The organism is Streptomyces sp. MMG1533, assembly GCF_001279775.1.
Classification (GTDB): domain Bacteria; phylum Actinomycetota; class Actinomycetes; order Streptomycetales; family Streptomycetaceae; genus Streptomyces.
The window spans coordinates 22,161-42,288 of sequence record NZ_LGDG01000222.1 but is presented as its reverse complement, the minus strand read 5'-3'; the positions used below and the strand labels follow the sequence as shown (position 1 = coordinate 42,288).

15 protein-coding genes and 1 pseudogene are annotated in these 20,128 nt (G+C 64.5%); 3 read left to right on the top strand and 13 right to left on the bottom strand.

What is annotated here, in order from left to right:
* Window positions 1-9 precede the first annotated feature (9 nt).
* Window positions 10-534 (bottom strand): TetR/AcrR family transcriptional regulator, encoded by a 525-nt coding sequence (locus ADK57_RS25215; protein WP_199830682.1) that lies wholly within the window; start codon window positions 532-534, stop codon window positions 10-12.
* Between the two features lie 93 nt (window positions 535-627).
* Between ADK57_RS25215 and ADK57_RS25210 the strand changes: the two genes are divergently transcribed.
* A complete protein-coding gene (locus ADK57_RS25210) occupies window positions 628-1,443 on the top strand; it encodes an oxidoreductase (protein ID WP_053751836.1) in 816 nt (271 codons plus the stop codon).
* A 139-nt stretch (window positions 1,444-1,582) separates the two neighbouring features.
* On the opposite strand, the gene ADK57_RS25205 is transcribed toward ADK57_RS25210, so the two are convergent.
* From ADK57_RS25205 to ADK57_RS25150, 12 genes and pseudogenes are all read right to left on the bottom strand, one after another.
* Window positions 1,583-1,954: a DUF1330 domain-containing protein gene (locus tag ADK57_RS25205; RefSeq protein WP_053751835.1), complete on the bottom strand. Its 372-nt coding sequence runs from the start codon at window positions 1,952-1,954 to the stop codon at window positions 1,583-1,585.
* A 58-nt stretch (window positions 1,955-2,012) separates the two neighbouring features.
* Window positions 2,013-2,714, bottom strand: coding sequence for an SDR family oxidoreductase (locus ADK57_RS25200; RefSeq protein WP_053751834.1), 702 nt, complete (start codon window positions 2,712-2,714; stop codon window positions 2,013-2,015).
* A 638-nt stretch (window positions 2,715-3,352) separates the two neighbouring features.
* The gene (locus tag ADK57_RS25195) at window positions 3,353-4,054 is read right to left on the bottom strand and encodes a tyrosine-type recombinase/integrase (protein ID WP_420711895.1); all 702 of its coding nucleotides are present in this window, start codon (window positions 4,052-4,054) and stop codon (window positions 3,353-3,355) included.
* A 587-nt stretch (window positions 4,055-4,641) separates the two neighbouring features.
* Window positions 4,642-4,938 (bottom strand): hypothetical protein, encoded by a 297-nt coding sequence (locus ADK57_RS25185; RefSeq protein WP_053751832.1) that lies wholly within the window; start codon window positions 4,936-4,938, stop codon window positions 4,642-4,644.
* 600 nt (window positions 4,939-5,538) lie between these two features.
* Window positions 5,539-5,682 (bottom strand): annotated as a pseudogene (locus tag ADK57_RS50585) (hypothetical protein); the annotation flags it as partial.
* Between the two features lie 194 nt (window positions 5,683-5,876).
* A complete protein-coding gene (locus tag ADK57_RS25180; RefSeq protein ID WP_078973323.1) occupies window positions 5,877-7,010 on the bottom strand; it encodes a glycosyltransferase family 2 protein in 1,134 nt (377 codons plus the stop codon).
* Window positions 7,010-8,932: a condensation domain-containing protein gene (locus ADK57_RS47820; protein ID WP_159050140.1), complete on the bottom strand. Its 1,923-nt coding sequence runs from the start codon at window positions 8,930-8,932 to the stop codon at window positions 7,010-7,012. The genes ADK57_RS25180 and ADK57_RS47820 overlap by 1 nt, the downstream gene beginning before the upstream one ends.
* A gap of 28 nt (window positions 8,933-8,960) precedes the next feature.
* The gene (locus tag ADK57_RS25170; protein WP_053751829.1) at window positions 8,961-10,751 is read right to left on the bottom strand and encodes an ABC transporter ATP-binding protein; all 1,791 of its coding nucleotides are present in this window, start codon (window positions 10,749-10,751) and stop codon (window positions 8,961-8,963) included.
* Entirely contained in the window at window positions 10,748-12,595 is a 1,848-nt protein-coding gene (locus tag ADK57_RS25165) for an ABC transporter ATP-binding protein (protein WP_053751828.1), read from the bottom strand. Before ADK57_RS25165 ends, ADK57_RS25170 begins: the two co-directional genes overlap by 4 nt.
* 20 nt (window positions 12,596-12,615) lie before the next feature.
* Window positions 12,616-13,629, bottom strand: coding sequence for a class I SAM-dependent DNA methyltransferase (locus ADK57_RS25160; protein WP_159050139.1), 1,014 nt, complete (start codon window positions 13,627-13,629; stop codon window positions 12,616-12,618).
* 146 nt (window positions 13,630-13,775) lie between these two features.
* Window positions 13,776-15,650, bottom strand: a complete 1,875-nt coding sequence (locus ADK57_RS25155; protein WP_078973320.1) for a non-ribosomal peptide synthetase — start codon at window positions 15,648-15,650, stop codon at window positions 13,776-13,778.
* 53 nt (window positions 15,651-15,703) lie between these two features.
* Window positions 15,704-16,888, bottom strand: coding sequence for a nucleotidyltransferase family protein (locus ADK57_RS25150; protein ID WP_159050138.1), 1,185 nt, complete (start codon window positions 16,886-16,888; stop codon window positions 15,704-15,706).
* An 839-nt stretch (window positions 16,889-17,727) separates the two neighbouring features.
* Between ADK57_RS25150 and ADK57_RS25145 the strand changes: the two genes are divergently transcribed.
* Window positions 17,728-18,741: a hypothetical protein gene (locus ADK57_RS25145; RefSeq protein ID WP_053751824.1), complete on the top strand. Its 1,014-nt coding sequence runs from the start codon at window positions 17,728-17,730 to the stop codon at window positions 18,739-18,741.
* Between the two features lie 21 nt (window positions 18,742-18,762).
* Window positions 18,763-20,121: a hypothetical protein gene (gene manB / locus ADK57_RS25140; protein ID WP_053751823.1), complete on the top strand. Its 1,359-nt coding sequence runs from the start codon at window positions 18,763-18,765 to the stop codon at window positions 20,119-20,121.
* Window positions 20,122-20,128: the final 7 nt, after the last annotated feature.

Here is a 20,128-nt window from a genome sequence, read left to right as displayed (position 1 = left end):
AAGTCTCCCTCACCTCCCGGCACCCACTGGAAGCCCGATGGCCGTAAGCGTGTTGCCGAGCATGCCGCAGGCGAAGAAGCTTGCGGTCTTGTCGGCATCAGCGCCCAGCGACAGGTGCACGGTTTCCCGGATACTCATCCAGCCGGCCCTGACGACCTCACCGATCAGGTCATCGCCCTGCACTTCGGAGGCCGCCACGGCGGCATATCCCTGCATCTGCATCAGGAGCGTTTCGGGGCGCGTCGAGATCAGCTGCGCATAGGCGTCCGCCATCCTCTGCCGGGCTTGCTCGCCTCCCTCCACCCCGTCGGCCGCCCTCTCGAAAGCCAAGCGAGTGTCTTCCGCGCTCCGCACCAGAGCGGCGACGAAGATCGCCTTCTTGTCCGGGAAAAGCCGGAAGAGATACGGCTGCTTGACGCCGGCCCGCTCGGCGATCGCAGCGGTGGTGGTGCCGCGGTAACCGGCGATCGCGAACTCGGCGATCGCCGCGCGAATGACGTTCTCACGCCGCTCCTGCGCACTGATCCGGCCCATGGCGGCATTCTCCCTGCTTGAACTTGCATGCGAAAACCGATCGGTTTACTCTAGCGGAAACTGATCGGTTTCGAGTGCGTGCGGGAGTCCAGGATGACGAAAGATCGGCCGGTGGCACTCGTGACGGGTGCGTCATCCGGCATCGGGAAGGAAACCGCGCTCGCCCTCGTCGTGGCCGGATTCAACGTGGTCGGCACAAGCCGTGACACCTCACGCGTCACCCCGCTCGACGGCGTGACGTTCCTCGGACTCGACGTCGCCAGTGACGCCTCGGTCGCCGCAGCGGTCCAGGAAGTGAGCGAGCGGTTCGGGCGGATCGACGTCCTGGTCAACAACGCCGGCGTCGGCTCGATGGGGGCGGCGGAGGAAACCTCCGTCGAGCAGGCCCGGTCCCTCTTCGACACCAACGTCTTCGGGGTCATGCGCATGGTGAACGAGGTCCTGCCGCACATGCGCGCTCAGCGACGCGGGCGCGTCATCAACATCTCGTCCGTGCTCGGGTTCCTGCCCCAGCCCTACATGGCCGCCTACGCCGCCTCCAAGCACGCGATCGAGGGCTACACCGAGTCCCTGGACCACGAGGTCCGTGACCACGGCGTCCGGGCGCTCATCATCGAACCCGCCTACACCAGGACCGGATTCGAGGCCAACAGCGCGAAGCCCGACACCCCCCTGCACGCGTACGCGCAGCAGCGGCAGACCGTCGACCGCGTGATGGCGGAGGCGGTCAGGAACGGCGACGCCCCCGGCGTCGTCGCCCAGGCGATCGTCGCGGCGGCGACCGACCCGAAGCCGAAGCCCCGCTACACCGCCGGTCCCCTGGCCGGACGCGCACGCATACTGCGCCGCCTCGCTCCCGCCGCGGTCTTCGACAAGCAGATCCGCAGGATGAACCAGCTGGCCGGCTGACGCACAGGCGCTGCCCGGGCTTTCCGAACAGCCGCGCCACCACCGGCCGACGCAGGATTCCGCCCGTCTGCCCACCACCAGCTCCGGAAAGCGAAAGGGCCCACCGACTCCGTCGGCGGGCCCTCACGAAATATCGAGGCTAAGGCTTGAGCACCGCCAGTACATCGTCGAGCGAAACGTCGGTGGGGTCACTCATATCGGAACCATCGAACGTCTGCCAGATATAGGACGCCGTCCCGCTCTCCCGCAGCGGATGCAGGTCGGCCAATTCCGGATCGTCCCGGAACCGGTTGAACGCCTCTTCGGACTCCCATTCAACGAGGAACAGAACCTGCCGTGGCGCGAGGTCACCAGCTACGTTGTCCCGGAAGCGACCAAACGCCACCATTCGACCACCGTACTGCGGAGCCGCTTCCGGCAAGCGGCTGAAATACGCAAGGTATTTCTCCAGGTCGACCACGTCAAACATATTCAGGGCGTAAAACATCTTCTTCTCTGAATTCGCGCTCATTGCTAATATCCTCTCCGGTGAGTTGCGGTTGGTGGTGGAGCCCCGCCGGGGACCCGGTCTACTTGGTGAGCTGGGGGTACAGCCCTGCCAGGTCGCCGGCCAGGCCCGCCTTGACCTGCCGGGAGATGTCGTCGGCGAGCACCTCGTACGCGCCGGTTTCGACGCCGTCGAGGGCGAGGGAGGCGACGTCACGGGGGTCGGACTTGGGCGCCTCGACGCCAGCCGCGAGGTCCGTATCGACGTAGCCGACGTGCAGTCCGGTGACAGCGATGCCGCGCGGCTGAAGCTCCAGGCGCAGGGAGTTGGTCTGCGACCACAGGGCGGCCTTGGAGGCGCTGTAGGAGCCGCCGAGGGCCAGCCAGGAAAGCACGGAGTGCACGTTCAGGACGTGGCCGCCACCATTGCGCTCGATGACCGGCACGAAGGCCCGGGCGACCAGAAGCGGGCCGTAGAAGTTCGCCTCGAACTCCCGGCGTATGTCGTCGATCGGGGAGTCGAGGAAGGACGCGCCGACCGAGGCACCGGCGTTGTTGATCAGTACGGTGACGTCCTGCGCCTGCGCGGCAGCGGCCGCCACGGAAGCCGGGTCGGTGACCTCCAGCGCCACCGGGACCGCGTCCGGGTGCGTCACGCTGCGCGGATCGCGGGCCGTGGCGTAGACCTTGCCGGCACCGCGCACATACAGCTCTTCCACGAGCGCCTTGCCTATGCCGCGGCTGCCGCCGGTGACGAAGACGCTCGCGCCCTTCAAAACAGTCATGACTCTCGCCGGAGAACGTGAAACCGATCGGTTTCCTGATGCAAGCTCAAGCGTCAATCCGAACCCCGCCGCATCGGCGGGTGCGCTCGGGCGGCCGGGGCACGCGAGACGGCCCGAGAGTGCCGGGAAAGGGCGCACGCTCCGGCAGCACCGCCCCGACGAGGGCCTCGGACGCTCCCGGGGCGGCTTCACCAGCAAGCTCCACCTCTCGGGCGAGGGCGGGTGACGCCAAAAAGGGGCCAGCTGTCCATGTGCACACGCAACGGCTCCGCGCAGTCGGCCCTGGCACGGACGGCCCCATGCAAAAGGTGGGCCACTTCACGCGGCACCCACCCGTCGCCGAGCGCCGTGCCCATAGCGTGCCCATAAGACCGGTGAACCACGGTCAACTACGGTGCGATCATGCGCTCCCGGGCGCCACACCAGAGCACGTATGCCCAGGTCAGAGGCCATCTGGCTCCCCAAGCGCCGTCGCTTCCCAAGCTGAGAGCGCGAGTTCGATTCTCGTCACCCGCTCCACGACAAACCCCCAGGTCATTGACCCGGGGGTCCTTTGTTGTCTAGACCGGGGCGCGCACCACAACCGCACCATAAGAGCTTGCTAGCTTCCGGTGGGCTTCTGCTTGTGGTGCGCGCGGTCACGGTCGTCGCGGTCGTTGTTCTTGTTGTGCTCTGCGAGCCCGGCGCCACTTCCGGCCGAAGGAGGTACGCCGGAAAGGCGCTCCCTTCTCGCCGGCGAAGAGCAGGCCGTCGGGCCCCTTCCCGGCGAACCAGGCGAGGTGCTGTTTCACCTCCTTGTGGAGGAAGGTCGGGAGGACGACGGCCCGAACACCCGCGTCGGACTCGGTCTCGCCAGGAGCACGCATGCCGTTGGTGCGCTCCGGCTCGGCGACGCGGACGCGGATCACCAGGCTGTCCAGGTCGACGTCTCGACGGCGCAGGCCGGCCAGTTCCTCGGGCCGCATGGGACCGTACGCGCCGAGGTGGACCATGAGACGCCAGCGAATGCCGATCGCTTCGGCTAGGGCATCGACCTGGGCGACGGTGGCGATACGGCGTTCAGCTGCGGACTCCTTGCCCGCACCCTTGATCCGGCACGGGTTGCGGCTGACCAGATCGTCGTCAACGGCCGTCTCAAAGATGCCCTTGAGGAGGCGGTACGCCTTGGCGACGGTGGTCTTGGCCTTGGTGGTGCGGAGCCGCTCAGCCCACCATTCACGGACGCGAGGAGCGGTGATCTCGTCCAGATCGAGCGCGCCGAAGGTCGGGAGGACGTGCAGCGGAGGAGGTGCTTGTACAAGTCCTCGGTGCGAACGGCCAGCTCCCGCTCCTCGACCCACTTCTCGGCGTAGATGCGGAAGTTGACTGCCCCCACGTCGGGAGCGCGCCAGTCCCCTCGGCTGAGATCTGCCTCGACCCTGAGACAGCCAGATCTCCGCATCCTCTTTGTCTCGAAGGTCTCGTCCGCGCGGACGCGCTGACCGTCGGGCCGAAGGTACGAAGCAGTCCAACTGCCCGACCGGTACTGCCTCACCGCACCGAAGCGACGCCGCCTCCCCCGCTTGTTGGCCATCAGGCAGCCCTCCGAAGTCCGGCGCGACGGAGCCGGATCGGCTCTACGGTGCGCGATGCGATGAACTCCTCGACCGGCGTCCGACCACCCCACGGTCGACTACGAAGCCGACGGCGCCACCCACGAGGTCATCGCCCTTGAAAAACAGTCCCAGTACATCGCCGGGGCGTTCGCCGCATGGTGGCAGACCGATGAACCCTCGGTGATCCAGGTCTTCGACCGCGACGGCGAGTACACCGCCGGGAGGCCCTGCATCCGGACCGACAACGCCAAGGCGGACGATTCGTGCTTACAGGAGATCGCTTCGGTCCTCCGCAGCGAGGTTGGCGAGGAAGGCGTACACGAGCTGGGCGACTACCACCCATGCGCCTGTGGATGCCACTGCTGAACGTCCCGCACGATCTCGTCGATGTCGACACCCGGCGGAAGAGCGCCATGCTGCGCGCTCTGCTCCAGCATCAGGTGGAGCCGGGCCGTCGCAGGCGTGCGCAGGATCTCGTCCTGCATGAATCTGATCCGGGCAGCGGTCTGCTGCCGCGCGAGGTCTTCGAGAGCTGCTTCGCGGCGCAGCTGGGCCATGCGCTCAGCGCTGGAGAGGGTGTGGTCGTCGACGTGGAGCGAGACCTGGGTCCACAAGATCTCGAGCACCATTGGACTCGCATGGTGGCGGTGAAGGACAGCTCGTCGTCGCTGCTGTCGAGGGCTGCCAGGCGTACAAGAGATCACGCAGCCGATATCGCGTCGACGCCCCTGTGCTGGGTCTGCCGTACTGACAGCTCCGCGGAGCACTCCGAAGGTCAGGGGCTGAATGCCGGGGTTGCCGTAAGCCGCGTCCATCCGGAGCTTCACGGCCTCTGTGGGTGCCTCCTCGTCATCTGCAGTCGACAGAAGCGCGCCCCAGCAGACGGACGGTCCTTGAGCGAAGGCTGGAAGCCTCCCTCCTCGTTGTCCCTCAGGAGCAATAACGGGAGCAATAACGGCACCTTGTCGACGGGCTCATGCCCCTCCGGGGTGACAAGGTCCTCGGTGTCGGGTCGGTCGGAATCTCCCAAGGCGGCGACCACACATACAGATTGGTGATCGCCGGCCTGAAACGCTGAAGGTCGCCCAGCCGGATGGTTCACGCTGGAGGCTCCGGTTCCACGCGGAACAGCCCTTCGATCAGCCCACTACTCGTGCTGCCCCAGCCGGTGCGTCGTCCCCCCGACAGCAGGCCGTTACGCCTCAGAGCCGCACTGCAGAGTGACACGCCACCGCACACGGGGCCTCGTCGACGGAGAGGCCCCTCTCGGCGGCCTGCTTGGTGTGGTGGGCCATGCCCTTGGCGATGGCGTCCTGGTGAGTGCCGGAGAAGGCCGTGTGCACGAGGTCGCCGCCGTAGGCGTGGCGGGGGTGAGCACGGACAACGGAGCTCCCTGGAACAAGCTGTCCTGGTCGACTGCCAGTTCCAACGGGTTCCGTTGCCTGCGTTGAAGGGGACGCTCCGAACCCCATCGACCGCGCTTGACCTGAGCCCAAGATCGTTGACAACCCGGCCTTGGGGGAAGCGCCCATGAGTCACGCGGACGCGCCGACGACGCGCAGGCGTGTCAGTCCGGGTCCGAAAGCTCCTGAGCAGAAGGCGTCGCGACCTTGTCGATCGATCCGTCCCATGCCTCGTGCGCCAGCCAGCCGTACCAGGTGAGGTTGCGCCCCTCCCAGCGAAGGGCGGGATCGGTCTCATTCTCTTCCAGGGCTCCGCCGGGCGTCACGATGGACCGGAGCCTCATCTCGGTTCCAGCCGCCGAGACGACCACGAGTCGGCGCCCGTCCCCCGTCGCGGCCTCACCCACGAGGACGTATCCGAGGTCATCGTCGCGCCAGACTTCGATCCTGGCATTCCCGACCAGGCCGACCGCGGCGACATCGACGGGCGTGTCCGCAAGGCTTGCCCGCTTCAGTTCGCGCAGGTACTCGATGCCGGCGCGCTGTAGGAGCGCCAGCTTGCCAGTGCGCCGGTGTGCCTCGCTCCCGACATGCAGGAATCGGCGCAGCGTCTCCTGGTCGCCCTGTGCGGGACCAACGCTGCTGGAGGCGTTCTTCCGGTGAACGCTGTAGACGTACGTCGGTTCCTCAGCGAGCGAGATGGGGATGCCCGCAGCGGCGAACCGCAGCCAAAGGTCCCAGTCCTCGGCGTAGCGGCCCGGCCGATAACCTCCGACTGCTTTGTAGTCCTTCTTGCTGTAGAGGCAGCCGATGCCGATGTAGTTGCGCACCAGCATGTAGGCGTACTGGTCGCCCGACTCCGGCAGACGCTCCGTGATCGCCCGCGGGATGTCCGCTGTCTCTCCTTCGACCAGCATCAGCCTCCGCGGAGCGATGAGCCCTGGACGGCGGGCGTAGGCCTGGGTCATCGAGGCGACGGCACCCGGCAACAGCATGTCATCCGAGTCGAGTTGGAGAATGAGGTCGGTGCCGGCAGCCTCAACGGCGCAGTGCCGTGCGTGCCATGTCCCGGTGTGTTCGGTGCGTATGACCCTCAGAGGCAGAATGCCGCTCCAGCGGCTCGCCTGTTCGTAGGTGCGGTCCGTCGAACCGTCGTCGACAACCACCACTTCGTCGACCGGAACGGTCTGCGTCACAATCGATGCCAGAGCCTGGTCGATGTAGTCGCTGCCGTTGCGGACCGGAATGATGACCGCGACCGTGGGCACGCTCGCGGGGAAATCTTGTCGCTGAGCCATCAGTACTCCCTGATCATCTCGGCAAGCCTTCGAAACGTGTACGCGCTCAATAGATCACAAACAGAAATACCGCCGTAACCGACGTCGCGAAGTTCTCCAATAAGAGCCGGAATCTTGGTGTACTCTCCACCCGATTCCGCATAACTCAACGACAGGTGAGGATGCGCGACTGGATGAAGACGCCGAAAGCACTCCAGTAGAACCTTCTCTACTGCGCTCTCTTCTGGCCCCTTTTCCGCGCTATCACTATAACCGTCTCCGATACGGCCACTGCCGCGGAGAGTCACACCTGGACTATTCAGCCAGGAATCAATTGAATTCATATTGTACGGCGCCTCGTGACGGACCACGAACTCATCCGGGACGATGCTGACCCCGGGCAACTGCCTGGTGCTCAGCAGATATTCTCGGAGAGCACCCGGGGTGACCGCGCGATCGCCTACGATGCAACCGAAGAGCCGGACGGCCGTTCCGTCCCGTTCTTCCGTTGTCACCGCCGCCTGCTGGACGCCGGGAAATTCTTGGAGGGCCTTCTGCAGATCTGGCTTGTACAGCCAGCGCCCACGCCAGTCGATCCATCCTTGCGGAGCATTCCAGCGAGGCAGCACACCGTGAAAATCCGGCCGCTGCACTGCGGGATCCCGGAGGAACTGTTCGAGCAATACGGGAATCCCGGCGATAACCGCTCTCGCTTGCGCCGTCGACAGGCTGTCATGGCCCACCTGGAGCGTGACGTCAAGAATCTCCCGATAATCTATCACCGTGATCTCAGCGTGGACGGAATGCGTGTAATTTTCGACCTGGACTTCGGTCGAGTCGTCCGGCGGGGTGTGACCCTTGTCCAGCATGATGTAGTTGAACAGCACGCCCTCGGCAGTGATTCCGGCAGCTATTCGGTCCATGCACAGGACACTGGGATCGTAATGTCCGTGACGTATGGCCTGCATGGTGGACACCATGGCCCCCCTGAGCGCATCGCGAAAGCCCGGGGATCTGCCGTAGTCAACAGCCAGCCGCCCGAGCTGCATCAGATTGCATACGCCTTCTTTGCTGTTGGGAAGATGGCGGTTGGAGATTAGAGGGGAAAAGAGGCTGACATCGCGGCCGTTGGCATTGGCCAAAGATGCGGCAAACGCAGTGATGAGGAGGGCGGCCGGGAGGCAATTCTCCCGCTGCGATAGCGACGCGCACAGCCCTGCCAGTTCTTTGGAGCTGAGCCTGACGCTGCATCCGGAACCGGATCCCTGGCCGAACCGTATGGGAGGAAGGTCGTACGGCTGTTTTTCGTGGAATCTCCTCCAGTGCTGGAGAGCTCTCTGATTCACCTCCTTCCCTCGAGCGGACATCTCGTATCTGGACTGTTGCCGTACGCCCCATCGAGGGTGTGGGAGATCCGGCTCCGCACCGGAGGCAACGCTTTCCAGATACCTGGTGAGCTCAGACCTGATGATCACTCCGGCACCCCTGTCGCACGCGATGTGATGGATCACGAGGTACAGAGTTTCCGGAACTCCGTTCACGGTAAAAATCGCCATGCGAACGGGGTGCTCTTTTTCGAGATCAAAGGGGTAGCGGATCTCGCTGAGCGCGCCGTCTGTCTCGTGCGGCTGCAGCGGGGTCCGGCTGTCTATTACTCTGACCACGGGGTCGAAGCTCTCGTCAATCAGGTGTACCGGGCGTCCTTCAGAGTTGACTCGGAACCTTGCACGCAGAACCTCGTGCCGCTCCGCAAGCCATCGAACTGCCGACTCGACGTCGGCCACGGAAATACCCTTGCGCGGTACCGGCACGACGACGCGTATCAGCAGCGATGACGGAACCGGCGTTTCGTGTTGGGCCACCCATGCCCAGTGCTGGCTCCAGGTCAGCGGAAACTCGTGAGCCTTGATGGTGTCTACTCCGTTCCGGATGTTTTCCCTCACGAGGCGGTGAGCCTTCCTGTTGCACACATCAGCTGGTGTAAGCCGCCGCCTGGATTCCGTACAGGTCCGCGTAGCGGCCCCCGTCGAGGGCGCTCAGCTCGGCGTGGGTCCCGGACTCGACGAGCCTGCCCTTGTCGAGGACCAGGATCAGGTCCGCGCCGACGACCGTGGAGAAGCGATGGGAAACGATCATGGTGATCGCCCCGGTGCGCTCGGCGAGTTGACGGGCGCGGGCGATCTGCCGCTCGAAGATGGCGTGCTCGCTGGGGGCGTCGAGAGAGGCCGTGGGCTCGTCGAGGACGAACAGCAGGGGATCGTCCCGCATCACCGACCGCGCCAGTGCGACGCGCTGCCATTGGCCTTCGGAGAGATCGATGCCGCCCAGTTCACTGCCCAGCTGGGTGTCCAGCCCTTGTGTCAGCCGCTCCACCAGGGCGCCGGCGTCCGCGTCCAGCACCGCCCGCATGATGCGGTCACGGTCCGTCAGGCGCGGCAGGTCGCCCAGCCCGACGCCCTCGGCGAAGGTGGTCTCCAGCCGTCCGAAGTCCTGGAACGCGGCGCTGACGCGCGAGCGCCAATTCGCGGTGTCCAAACCGGCCAGGTCCATCCCCTCGACGGTGATCCGGCCCTCGTCCGGTCGGTAGAACTTGCCGAGCAGCTTCACCAGGGTGGTCTTGCCCGAGCCGTATTCGCCGACGACGGCGACGACGGTTCCAGCCGGGATGTGGATGCTGATGTCGTCGAGAGCGAGGCGGTCCGTGCCGGGATAGCGGTAGGAGACGTGGTCGAAGGTGATGCCCCGGCTCAGCCGGGCGGGAGCGTGGACGGTGCCCGCCGTGCGGGCCGTCTCGGCGGCGGCGTAGTCCCGCAGCCAGAAGTACGACTCGATGGCGGTGCGAGTGGCGAGCGTGTTCGTGGTGTTGCCGACCGCCTGCTGGACGGTCTGTCGCAGGCCAGAGGCGACGGTGACGGCCATCACCACATCACCCGCCGTGCCGTGGCCGTGCGCCGCCCGGTAGGCGACCAGTGCGAGCCCCGCGACGAATCCGCAGGCGAAGACCGCCCAGCCGCCGAACTTCCACCACGCGGCACGTACCCGCGCCCGGTAACGCAGGTGCGCTGCCTCGTCCCAGGCCACGGCCTGCCGGCGGGCGATCTCCTCGCCGGCGCCCGCAACGCGGATGTCCTTGCCGCTGTCGGCGCGGGTGCCGAGCTGGAAGAGGTGCCGCTGCAGCCGGAACGCCTCGGCGGTGCCCATCTCGGCCTCTGCCACCGCCTGCTTGCCGCGGTGGTCGAACCACAGCGGGAGCGCCGCGCAGGGCAGAAGGAACAGCAGCCAGGGACTGACCGTCCCCAGGATGACGAGGGTGACGCCCAGTTGGAGGGCTGAGCGGGTGGCCAGGACGATCTGCCAGAGACTGACGGAGATCTGCCAGCTGTTGTCGCGCGCTCCCTCCAGCCGGTCCAGGAAGTCCGTACGCTCCAGGTGGTCGAGCCCCTCCAACCCGGCGATCCAGCCCTGGATCCGCGGACGCAACTCCTGGTCGGTCTTGTCCGCCAACAGCTTGATCAGATCCCAGATCGTCCCCTGCAACGTCACCGTCACGGCGTAGCCGACGGCTGCTCCGCAGGCCGCCACGAGAGCCGTGCCCGGGGTGCCGTGGACGCTGCCGTCGACAACCGCACGCAGCGCCAGGGCGACCCCGGCCGCGGCGGCGATGGTGGTCGCGCAGACAGCGGCCATGCCGACCGCGGAGACGCGGTCCCGCCGCCAGGAAATCCTCAGCAGTTCGGCCCACAGGGCCAGATAGCGCCTCACAGCAGTTCCCCCTCCTCGATCGCGTCCTGGCAGCCCTGCTGGAAGCGCTCCGCCTGGATGGCGAACAGCTCCGCATAGGTGCCGCCCAGCTCCATCAGCTCGTCGTGGGTGCCGGACTCGGTGATCCGGCCGCCGTCGAGCAGCACGATCCGGTCGGCCTGACGCACCGTCGACAGGCGGTGTGAGATCAGGACAACGCCTGCCTTGCCACGCTGGTCGGCGAGCCGCTGAAAGACGTCGAACTCGGTGCGTACGTCCAGGTGCGCGGTGGGCTCGTCCAGTACGAGGAGCTCCGCGCCGGTGCGCAGGGCGTACAGGGCCCGGGTCAGCACGACCTGCTGCCACTGGCCGCCGGAGAGGTCCACTCCGCCGGTGCGCGAGCGTGCCAGCGGGGTTTCCCAGCGGTCAGGGAGGCGGTCGAGCACCGGTCCCAGGCCGGCGTCCCGGGCGGCCGCCTCCAGCGCGGCCTGGTCCGGTACGACGCCGGGGCGGCCGAGGGTGACGTTGTCGGTGGCTGACAGCTCGTACCTGACGAAGTCCTGGAAGACCACGGAGATCCGCTCGCGCCAGGCCCGCACCCCGAGTTCGGCCATGTCCTGGCCGCCGCCGAGGACGCGTCCGGTGGTTGGCTCGTACAGCCCGGCGAGCAGCTTGATGAGGGTGGACTTGCCGGCCCCGTTGAGACCCACGATCGCGAGCAGCTCACCGGGGCGGATCTCCAGGTCGAGTCCGTTGAGGACGGTCCGTGCCGTCCCCGGATAGGCAAACCCCACCTTGTCGAAGCGGACCAGGGACGACGAGCCGGTAGGGACGGGGGCCACGTCACATGGACGACGGGTGTCCTCACTCAGGAGCTCGGCCAACTCGTCGTAGGCCTTGAGGGCTTCAAGTCCCGACAGCCGTGTCAGCGCGGCGTCGCCCGGTTCGATCACCGTGAACACCGCCGCTGCCGCCGTCAGCACCGCGATTTCCGTGGCAACCGAGCCGTGCCCGCGCACGGTGCCCGCCACCACGATCCAGAACACCGCCAGCAGCGGCAGTGCCGTGATCACGAAGAACTGCCACTGGTCGCGGAGATTGCGCTTCCACAGGGCGAACATGGGCTCGCAGCGCGCCGCATGGTACGAAGAGAGCCTCTCCACCGCCCAGTCGGCCAGACCGAAAACGCGGATGTCCTTGCCCACTCCCGGCGAGGCCAGGGTCTCCTGCCAGCGGTCGGCACGCACCAGCTCGTCGAGCTTCGACCGCCACAGCCCGATCCACTCCATCCGTCTGCGGTAGCGCAACCAGGCGTGAAACAGCGCGGGAACCAGCACCAACGGCACCAGCCACCAAGCGAACCGGGCGACCACCGTACAGACCGCCGCCACCCCTACGCCGTCCATGACCTGGTCGAGTTGGGCCAAGGCAGCCTGCCCCGGGGTGCGTTGCGAGAAATCGTCAGGATCCGCCTTGGCCCTCCGGACGAGGCGCTGCGCCTCGGGCCGCTCCAGGACGTCGATGGTCGGGCTGCTCGCCGCCAAGCGGGTCACCGCCGCACGATGCGCCCCGTCGATCCGCTGCTGCGCCAGATAGGCCAGAGGCTCCGCTGCGGACTCGGCAACGTGCCCAACGAACAGCACCACACCGAAGGCCGCCAGGGGCAACAGCGCCGCGCCACCATCCCCGCTGTCGCTCAACACGGCGACCCGGCTCACCAGCATTGCCACGACCGCGGCGGTCGCGGCAGGAACAAGCCTCTCCGCCAGCCGGATCGCGGCCAGACCCGTTCCAAGTCCCCTGCCGGTCGACCACAGCAACCGCAGAAGGCGGAGCGTGTCCCCTGTCCAGGCTCCTGCTGCCATCACCTTGTGCCGAGGAGACCTCACTGTTCCGGCCGTCCCCACTGGACGAGCACAGGGCCGGGGTCGGCCGCGGCGCTCGGCGGCACGAGCGCGAGATCCAGTGTCTCTCCACTGCGATCAGCCGCCCAGTTCGTCACCAGGGCGCCCTGGTGTTCCTCTGCGAGACGACGCAGTGCACTCAGCGCGTCACCGGGCTCGGCGTCACCGCGTCCGGCGCGCAGCTTGCCCATGCGCTCCACCGGCGAGGCGCTTTCCAGGTTCGCTGCGGCATCCACCATCGAGGCGATACGGGAATTTGGCACTCCGCGTATACCTACGGGTTCTGCGCCCGCCCAGCTGAACCGGGAGAGCAATCCGGGCGACCAGTCGAACCACACCGTCGGCTGAATCAGTGGACGGCCCGTACCGAAATAACCCACAACGTCATACCGGAACAGATTCATCTCGGTCGGGTGACGGCCGTCTTTGAGGTGAGTCTCCATGTGCCGGGCTCCGGTGACGGAGCGGAGGAGCTCTTCCAGGTCGGCCGGCGCCGCGCACCATTCTCGATCGCTCTGCGCGCGCCTGGCCGCCTCGTCACGAGCTGTCCGAGCTGCCATGTCGTCAGGTGAGCTGAGCCAGGCCCGCCAGAGGTGATGCGTCGTCACCAGGCTCTGGTGTCGCACGTCTCCGAGGAAAAGGACACCGTTGGGCTGAAGGAGTCTGCTGGCCTTCAGAAGAACATCGGATACGTATGCCGTGTCTGGGAAGTATTGCAGGACGCTGTTGAGTACGACGCAGTCGTACTCCCAGGTGGGGACGAGGTCGAGGTCACGGGCGCTGCCCAGCACGAGGGAAACCGCAGCTTTGGTGCCCGAGTCGAGGCCCAGGGCGAAACGCTGCAAGGCTCCGACGGAGAAGTCCATGCCGCAGTAGGCGTCAAGTTCCGGGATGATTCTGTTACCGAGCAGACCTGTTCCGCATCCTATTTCGAGAACTCTTCTCGGACGGTGCGTCAGGATCCGGCGGACTGTTTCGTCGACCCACTCCTCCATCTCAGCGACGGAGTATGGTTCATCGGAATATGTGTTGATCCATCCGCTCGTGTCGAAATGTGAACTTGCGGAACTGTGGTCGAGGCGGTACGTGCGGTTGTATACGTGCTGCCATGCAGCCTCGCGCCCAGGTCTGCGAGCTGTGTTCATCGCCCTTCTGCCTTTGCGGTTATCGACGCCGAATTCGCCACCGTGTCCCCGCTTATCAGAATCTCCGGAATCAGCGGATCGTCATACTCGAGCCCGAGTCGTTCGGTCAGGATGAAAGAGATCTCCACGGCTGCGAGCGAGTCGCCTCCGAGATCATGGAAGTTGTCATGAACTCCGACTTCATCCAGGTCGAGAACACGTGCCCAAATCGAGGCGATCATCTCTTCCAGTGGCCCGCTGGGCTCCTGGAAGGGAGTCTTTATATCGGGGCGGGATCGCCCCGGAAGCGGCAACTTGCTCTCGTCCACCTTGCCGTGCCGACTCAGGGGCAGGGACTCGGTCACGATGATTCGGGCGGGCCTGGAACGCTCAGGCAAGTGGCTCTCCAGGTAAACCGTGAGCTCTCCTACCGGGTCCGCAAGGGCCTGCTCAGGATCGATGACCGCGTACGCCGCCAATTGAGTTCGCCCGCCACTGGAGATGTATGCCTTGGCGTGCGCGTCGAGTACCGCCTCATGGTTGCGTACAGCCGCAGTTACCTCTGCGAGTTCCACACGCTGACCACGGATCTTCACCTGGCTGTCGAGACGGCCACAGTACTGGATCTGGCCATCATCGGTATACCTGCCGGCGTCGCCTGTACGAAACGTCCGCCATCCTTCCACGCCCATCAAAGAAAGAAACGAAAAGCGTTCGTTGTCCTTCGCCTCGGCTCCCAGGTAGCCGGCGGCAACGCCGACACCGTGAATGTATATCTCGCCCACTTCCCCGATCGGGCAGATCGCCTGGTCGGGGTCCAGCACATAGATATGGGTGTTGGTGATCGGTAGCCCGATCGGAACCGGGTTCCGCGGGATGTCATCGGCGCGGAAGTGAGTCACGTCGATGGCGGCCTCGGTGGGGCCGTAGAGGTTGTGAAGCTCAGCATTCGACTGCCGGGTGAACTCCTCGACAAGATCGGCTTCCAACGCCTCACCGCTGGAGAAGACGAGTCGGAGGGTGGGACACCGGCGTGCGCCGCCTGCCCGGAGCCACAGGCGCAGCATGGAGGGAACGAAGTGGGCAACGGTCACCGAGTACTCATTGAAGAGCGAGATCAGGGCCTCGGGAGAGGTGTGGGCCCCAGGTGGGACTACGACCGTCTGTGCCCCTGCGTATTGGGGCCAGAACATTTCCCAGCCCGCAACGTCGAAGGTGATGGGTGTCTTGAGCGCAACACGGTCACTGTCGCTCAAGGGAAAACGGTCCTGCATCCAACGGATCCTGTTGGCGAACCCGTTATGGGTGCACATGACCCCCTTGGGACGCCCGGTCGAACCCGAGGTGAAGATGATCTGCAGAATGTCGTCATCGCTGACCTTGGCGGGCTCAAAATCTGTATGTCCGGAGTGCTCGCCATGCACCAGGAAGTAATTGTCGAAAGCCGCACGGTGCTCTTCTCCGTCCTCCTCGGTGAGGAGAACGGACGTCGCGTCACTGGTACGCATCATTGCTTGCTTCCAGGCGGTCGGATCGCTCGGGTTGATCGGGCAGTAAGACGACCCGGTCAATGCCACGGCGTGGACGGCCGCGATGAGATGAGCGGACCGGTCGATGGACACCCCGAAAATTCGGCGATCCGTCGACTCAGGTAGAGAGAACTCCTCACTGAGCCGGCTTGCCAGTTCGAATACCCGCTGCCCCAGTTCTGCGTATGTCCATGTGCGGTCTCCGTCAAAGACGGCGACCTGGGAGCCGCCTTGCCGATAGCGTTCACCCAGCACTCGCACGATCTCATCGGCATCGATTGGCTGCGTATCTCCCTGAAGGCTTTCTATGATGCGCCGGTCCGATGGCGAGCAGCGGATCCATGGATTGTTCTGTGCTGGCATGTCATCTGCCTCCCTATATCTGCCAAACCCGTTGGTGCCCCTGGCCGGATCAATCAATGCAGGCGAACCGCGACCTGTTCCTCGTCGCCGGCTGAGGAGTTCAGACCGATCAGTTCGACATCCAGGCCGAAGTCGAGCATCGCAGGAAGACAATCACCGACGTTCATGAGGGGTGCACTGGACTTGCGGACTTTTTCCGGATCAGCTTCCAGGCGAATATCCGTTTCGCATATTTGATCCATCGCGCGAAGCGCGTAATAGATGGAGGGCGCCAGGTAGGGGTAGCGCTGGGAAATGTCCTTCGCATGCTGCACATCGAGCTTGCCATAATGGCGTAGGAGCTTCAGATGGCACAGCGCCCTGATGCTGCCGTCGTTGAGCAGCATGCTGTCCACGTAGAGCCTGTGGGGAAGCACCCAGGACAGTACCCGATGACTCAGCGTCTCAACGGCAACGCCTTCGATTTCCAGGGATTCGGTATCTTCCAGCCACACCTCCTCTGACGGCTTGACCCGTGTGCCGATATCATCGGAAAGGTGGTTGAGGGTGTAGTGCAGGTCGATGGACAACTTCATCTGAAGCTGACCGGCAACCAGACAGAATCGTTCCGGAAAATATCGCAGCAGCCGAGCACCGAGAGGCGCCAGCTCCGGTACGGGTATCAGCCTGTCCAATGGTACGCACTGACCGAAGGAATATATCGACCCTTCGGTCATCGCCGTGACCTGGGGCGGAATTTTACGCGGACGGCCGGCATGAATCCGCAAGTCCGACACGTAGCCCAGCTTTTCGAACATTTCCTTTGCGCGCGAGAGCTCGGCCTTCGGTACCAGAATATCGATGTCCGCACTGCAGGACGGCGTGTCGGTGCTGGACAGCAAGGCCTCCAGTACCACGCCCTTGTAGGCGATGAGGGGTATTCCCTGGCGGGCAAAGGATTCCGCCAGGTGAGCGACTTCGCGACGGTGAGTCTCCTGGACGGCGAGACCGAACTGCCGGAAGAGCCAGAAAGGTCCTTCCATGTCTGTAATGCCTGGGCTCCAGGAGTGCGCTGCAAGCGCGGCATGTGCTATTCCGCGACTGCGGAGGTAGTCGAATACAGCTTCCACGCCAAAATTTTCCAGAAGTCTTCGGAACCGCTCGCGGTCGGCGCCCTGCGCTACGTCCGGAAACGACTTGAGCGTGGTGCGAACCAGATCGATTCGTTCGGCGACACTCCAGGGCTTCAGATCCTTCAAAGCTCACCTCAGCTGGCATGCTTCCCGATATTGACACTTGAAACCCGCCGGCTGTCTCGTCGAGGGGTTCGCCATTGAACCGGGCGCTCGATCAGAGGAGGAAAGACCTGGGCGCGGTCGCTCTCCAGGCCTTCGATGCGGTCACCGCAGCGGGGGCCGACCACACGACGGCTGCTCCGCCTGAAGGGGACTAGCCATCGGGTCGAACAAAATCACTCAACAGATTCGGACGTCGCCGACGGTAGTCGGCCAGTTGCTCCGCGAGCAATACCGCTCAGCCCTGTTGGCATTTCGGAAACTTTCGAGACCCGTGAGGCGTTGCGAGTTGCCCCTTCGCACGCGCCGCTCGGTCGGTGAGCGAGGCCGAACTCAACGCCACAGTAGGGTTCTTGCTGGTAGACGAACCGCATCCTCGGCAGCCGGCTCATGCGAGGTCGCCGCGTGACAGCAGGAGCCGCCCGGTCGGCACGGGCACCGTCCCCGCAGGCTTGCCCTGCTCTTGGATTCTGTTTGAATGCCCTGCCCAGTTCTTGGTATCTGTTTGAACGCGTGGAGTCTTGACAGATTGATCTCCCCTTTGATCACCTGTCCCCCGAGCACCCCGCAGCCTGCGGTCGGCGGCGGGTCACGTGTGCGGCGGTCCAGCCGACGGCGTCTCCGGACCGGACGCATCTGAGCAACGCGCAGAGCTGTCTCGCCATCTCGCCATCTCGCCATCTCGCCATTTCACCGTGCATCCACGCGCCACAGAACATCTTTGGCAGTCACCAGTTCCGTAATGTAAGCGATCCGTTATGGCGTCATAGCGCCTTTATCCGAGCAGAGCACGGACGGCACACGTGGACGACATCGACAAACTGATCCATGACCACGGGATGCAGCAGCACGCCACTCAACTCAACTGGCACGGCCTGCTGGTGGACCTGAGATTCAACGTTCCAGAGCACCAGGCAACACGCTATTTTGTTGCACAGAGCCACGAGCAGGTCGGCACGGAAAAATTTCGCGTCGACTGCATCGACCTCGACGCGACTACCGTAGAAACGGAACAGCTCGACTCACTCGCCGACACCACCTACAGAGGACAGCGGTTTCGCACGGGATATTACCTGACCCATCATTTTGGGAAGCCGGCCTGGATCATCAGCCGAGGCCGACATCTGGCGATCTTCGGACGGAAGCTGGAGAAGATCGTCTGGCCGTATGTCGTCAAATACCTTCTTACGGTCTGGGGAGCCGAGACCGGGGCTTTGCATTTGAAAGCAGCCGGCTTCACCGACGATAGCGACCAGGCCACTCTGCTGTTCGGCCGTGGCGGGGGTGGCAAGAGCGTTCTCCTCACCCAGGCCTGTCTTTCGGGGATGAGATACCTCACAAATACACATGCACTGGCCCGCGGAAATACTGTGTATGGTGTTCCTTCGGTCATGCGAGTGCGCGACGATCTGTGCTTTTCCAGTCTGATTCTCGAGCACAAGCTCCCGCCACACCTCGAGCCGGGCGAGTATCGGCTCGACCCTACGCAGGTATTCGACAAGACAAGCGCGTCGGGGCGCGTCCGGAACCTGTGCATCGTCAACTACCAGCCGGACAGGCCGCAGGGAATTCAGCAGGTTTCGCCCAGCCGGTTCGAGCCATTCATTGAGCAGTTCGGCTGGGCTGTGACGGCATACGGGCTCAAGGACGATCTCCTTGCCTACTTCGATGGAGAAATCGCCGCGTTCACTCATACATGCGAGCAGATGAGAAACCATCTGAGTGAACTCGTACACGGCAGCCGCCTCTTCGTCATCAATGCGGACATGCTGGATCCGCGCAGCCGAGACGAAGTTCTGAGTGTTCTGGCCGGTTGACCGAGAGCAGGAAGGAATGAGATGGAGAAACGGCCGGATTCCTACATCAAGGCGTACGACATCCGCGCTCTGATACCTGACGAACTCGACGAACCCGAGATGGAGCGCATCGGGGCCGCCTTTGTGGCCGTCATGTCGGCAGAACGTGTACTGGTCGGCCGGGATATGCGTGCGACCTCTCCTGCCCTGGCCTCCGCGTTTTCTGCGGGTGCGCGCTCACAGGGAGCCGATGTCGTCGACATCGGACTGGTTTCAGTGGACATGCTGTACTACGCGTCCGGGGCCATGTCCCTGCCCGGCGCGATGATCACAGCCAGCCATAATCCTGCCGTATATAACGGGGTCAAGTTCTGTCGGGCCAAGGCGGGTCCCTTTGGCCAGGACTCCGGTCTCGACTTGCTGCGGAACCTGCTCTTGCACAGTCTTCCATCGCCCGGCGGGGCAACGGGACATACGTACCACGTCGACGTCTCCGCCGGCTTTGGCAGGCACCTGCGCGAAGTGGCCCCCGAGATCGGTAGCCGGCCGCTGAAGGCCGTCTTCGACGCGGGGAACGGAATGGCAGGGCTTTCCGTTCCCGCAGCCTTCGATCCCGCCTTCCGCGCAGCGAATTCACTGGAATGGGATCAGCTCTTCTTCGAACTGGACGGAACGTTCCCCAATCACGAGGCAAATCCACTGGTCCCGGAGAACATCCAGGCGCTATGCACACGTGTCGTGGAGACCGGAGCAGATGTGGGATTCGCCTTCGATGGTGACGCCGATCGGTGTTTTGTAGTGGACGAGCAGGGTATGCCGGTCTCGGCATCGACTCTCATGGCGTGGCTGGGATCGCTCTGTCTGAACACTCGGCCAGGCGCCGTCATCGCCACGAACGCGATTGCCTCGCATGCGGTACGCGAGGCCGTCAGCGCCAAGCAAGGCCGGGTCGTACGCGGGCCGGCAGGCCATTCGTTCATGAAGGAGTTGATGGCACGCGAGCACGCCGTCTTCGGCGGCGAGCATGCCGGTCACTACTACTTCAGTGAGTTCTGGAACGCAGACTCAGGAGTGCTGGCCGCCCTTCACGTGCTGGCTGGGATGAGCAGGCACGACCAACCGCTGTCACGAATTCTTGCACCGTACCGCACATATTTCCCATCCGGAGAAATAAGCATCGAAGGCAGGGACGGCAACGTGGTGCTGCCCAAGGTGCAGGCTCACTACGGCGATCACGCAGCAGATCACGTGGACGGGCTCAGTGTCTATTTCACCGACGACTCTTGGTTCAACCTCCGTCCGTCCAATACAGAGCCGGTACTGCGACTCAACGTGGAGTCCCGTTCTCCGCAGCGCACACAAAGCCTCGTCGAAGAAATCCTCGGGCTCGTTCACACATAGCAAGGTC

Bases quoted from the DNA above. Each gene is read 5' to 3' on its own strand.
- ADK57_RS25215 (WP_199830682.1), bottom strand. From the start codon at position 534: ATGGGCCGGATCAGTGCGCAGGAGCGGCGTGAGAACGTCATTCGCGCG.
- ADK57_RS25210 (WP_053751836.1), top strand. From the start codon at position 628: ATGACGAAAGATCGGCCGGTGGCACTCGTGACGGGTGCGTCATCCGGC.
- ADK57_RS25205 (WP_053751835.1), bottom strand. From the start codon at position 1,954: ATGAGCGCGAATTCAGAGAAGAAGATGTTTTACGCCCTGAATATGTTT.
- ADK57_RS25200 (WP_053751834.1), bottom strand. From the start codon at position 2,714: ATGACTGTTTTGAAGGGCGCGAGCGTCTTCGTCACCGGCGGCAGCCGC.
- ADK57_RS25185 (WP_053751832.1), bottom strand. From the start codon at position 4,938: ATGGTGCTCGAGATCTTGTGGACCCAGGTCTCGCTCCACGTCGACGAC.
- ADK57_RS25180 (WP_078973323.1), bottom strand. From the start codon at position 7,010: ATGGCTCAGCGACAAGATTTCCCCGCGAGCGTGCCCACGGTCGCGGTC.
- ADK57_RS25165 (WP_053751828.1), bottom strand. From the start codon at position 12,595: ATGGCAGCAGGAGCCTGGACAGGGGACACGCTCCGCCTTCTGCGGTTG.
- ADK57_RS25160 (WP_159050139.1), bottom strand. From the start codon at position 13,629: ATGGAGGAGTGGGTCGACGAAACAGTCCGCCGGATCCTGACGCACCGT.
- ADK57_RS25155 (WP_078973320.1), bottom strand. From the start codon at position 15,650: ATGCCAGCACAGAACAATCCATGGATCCGCTGCTCGCCATCGGACCGG.
- manB (WP_053751823.1), top strand. From the start codon at position 18,763: ATGGAGAAACGGCCGGATTCCTACATCAAGGCGTACGACATCCGCGCT.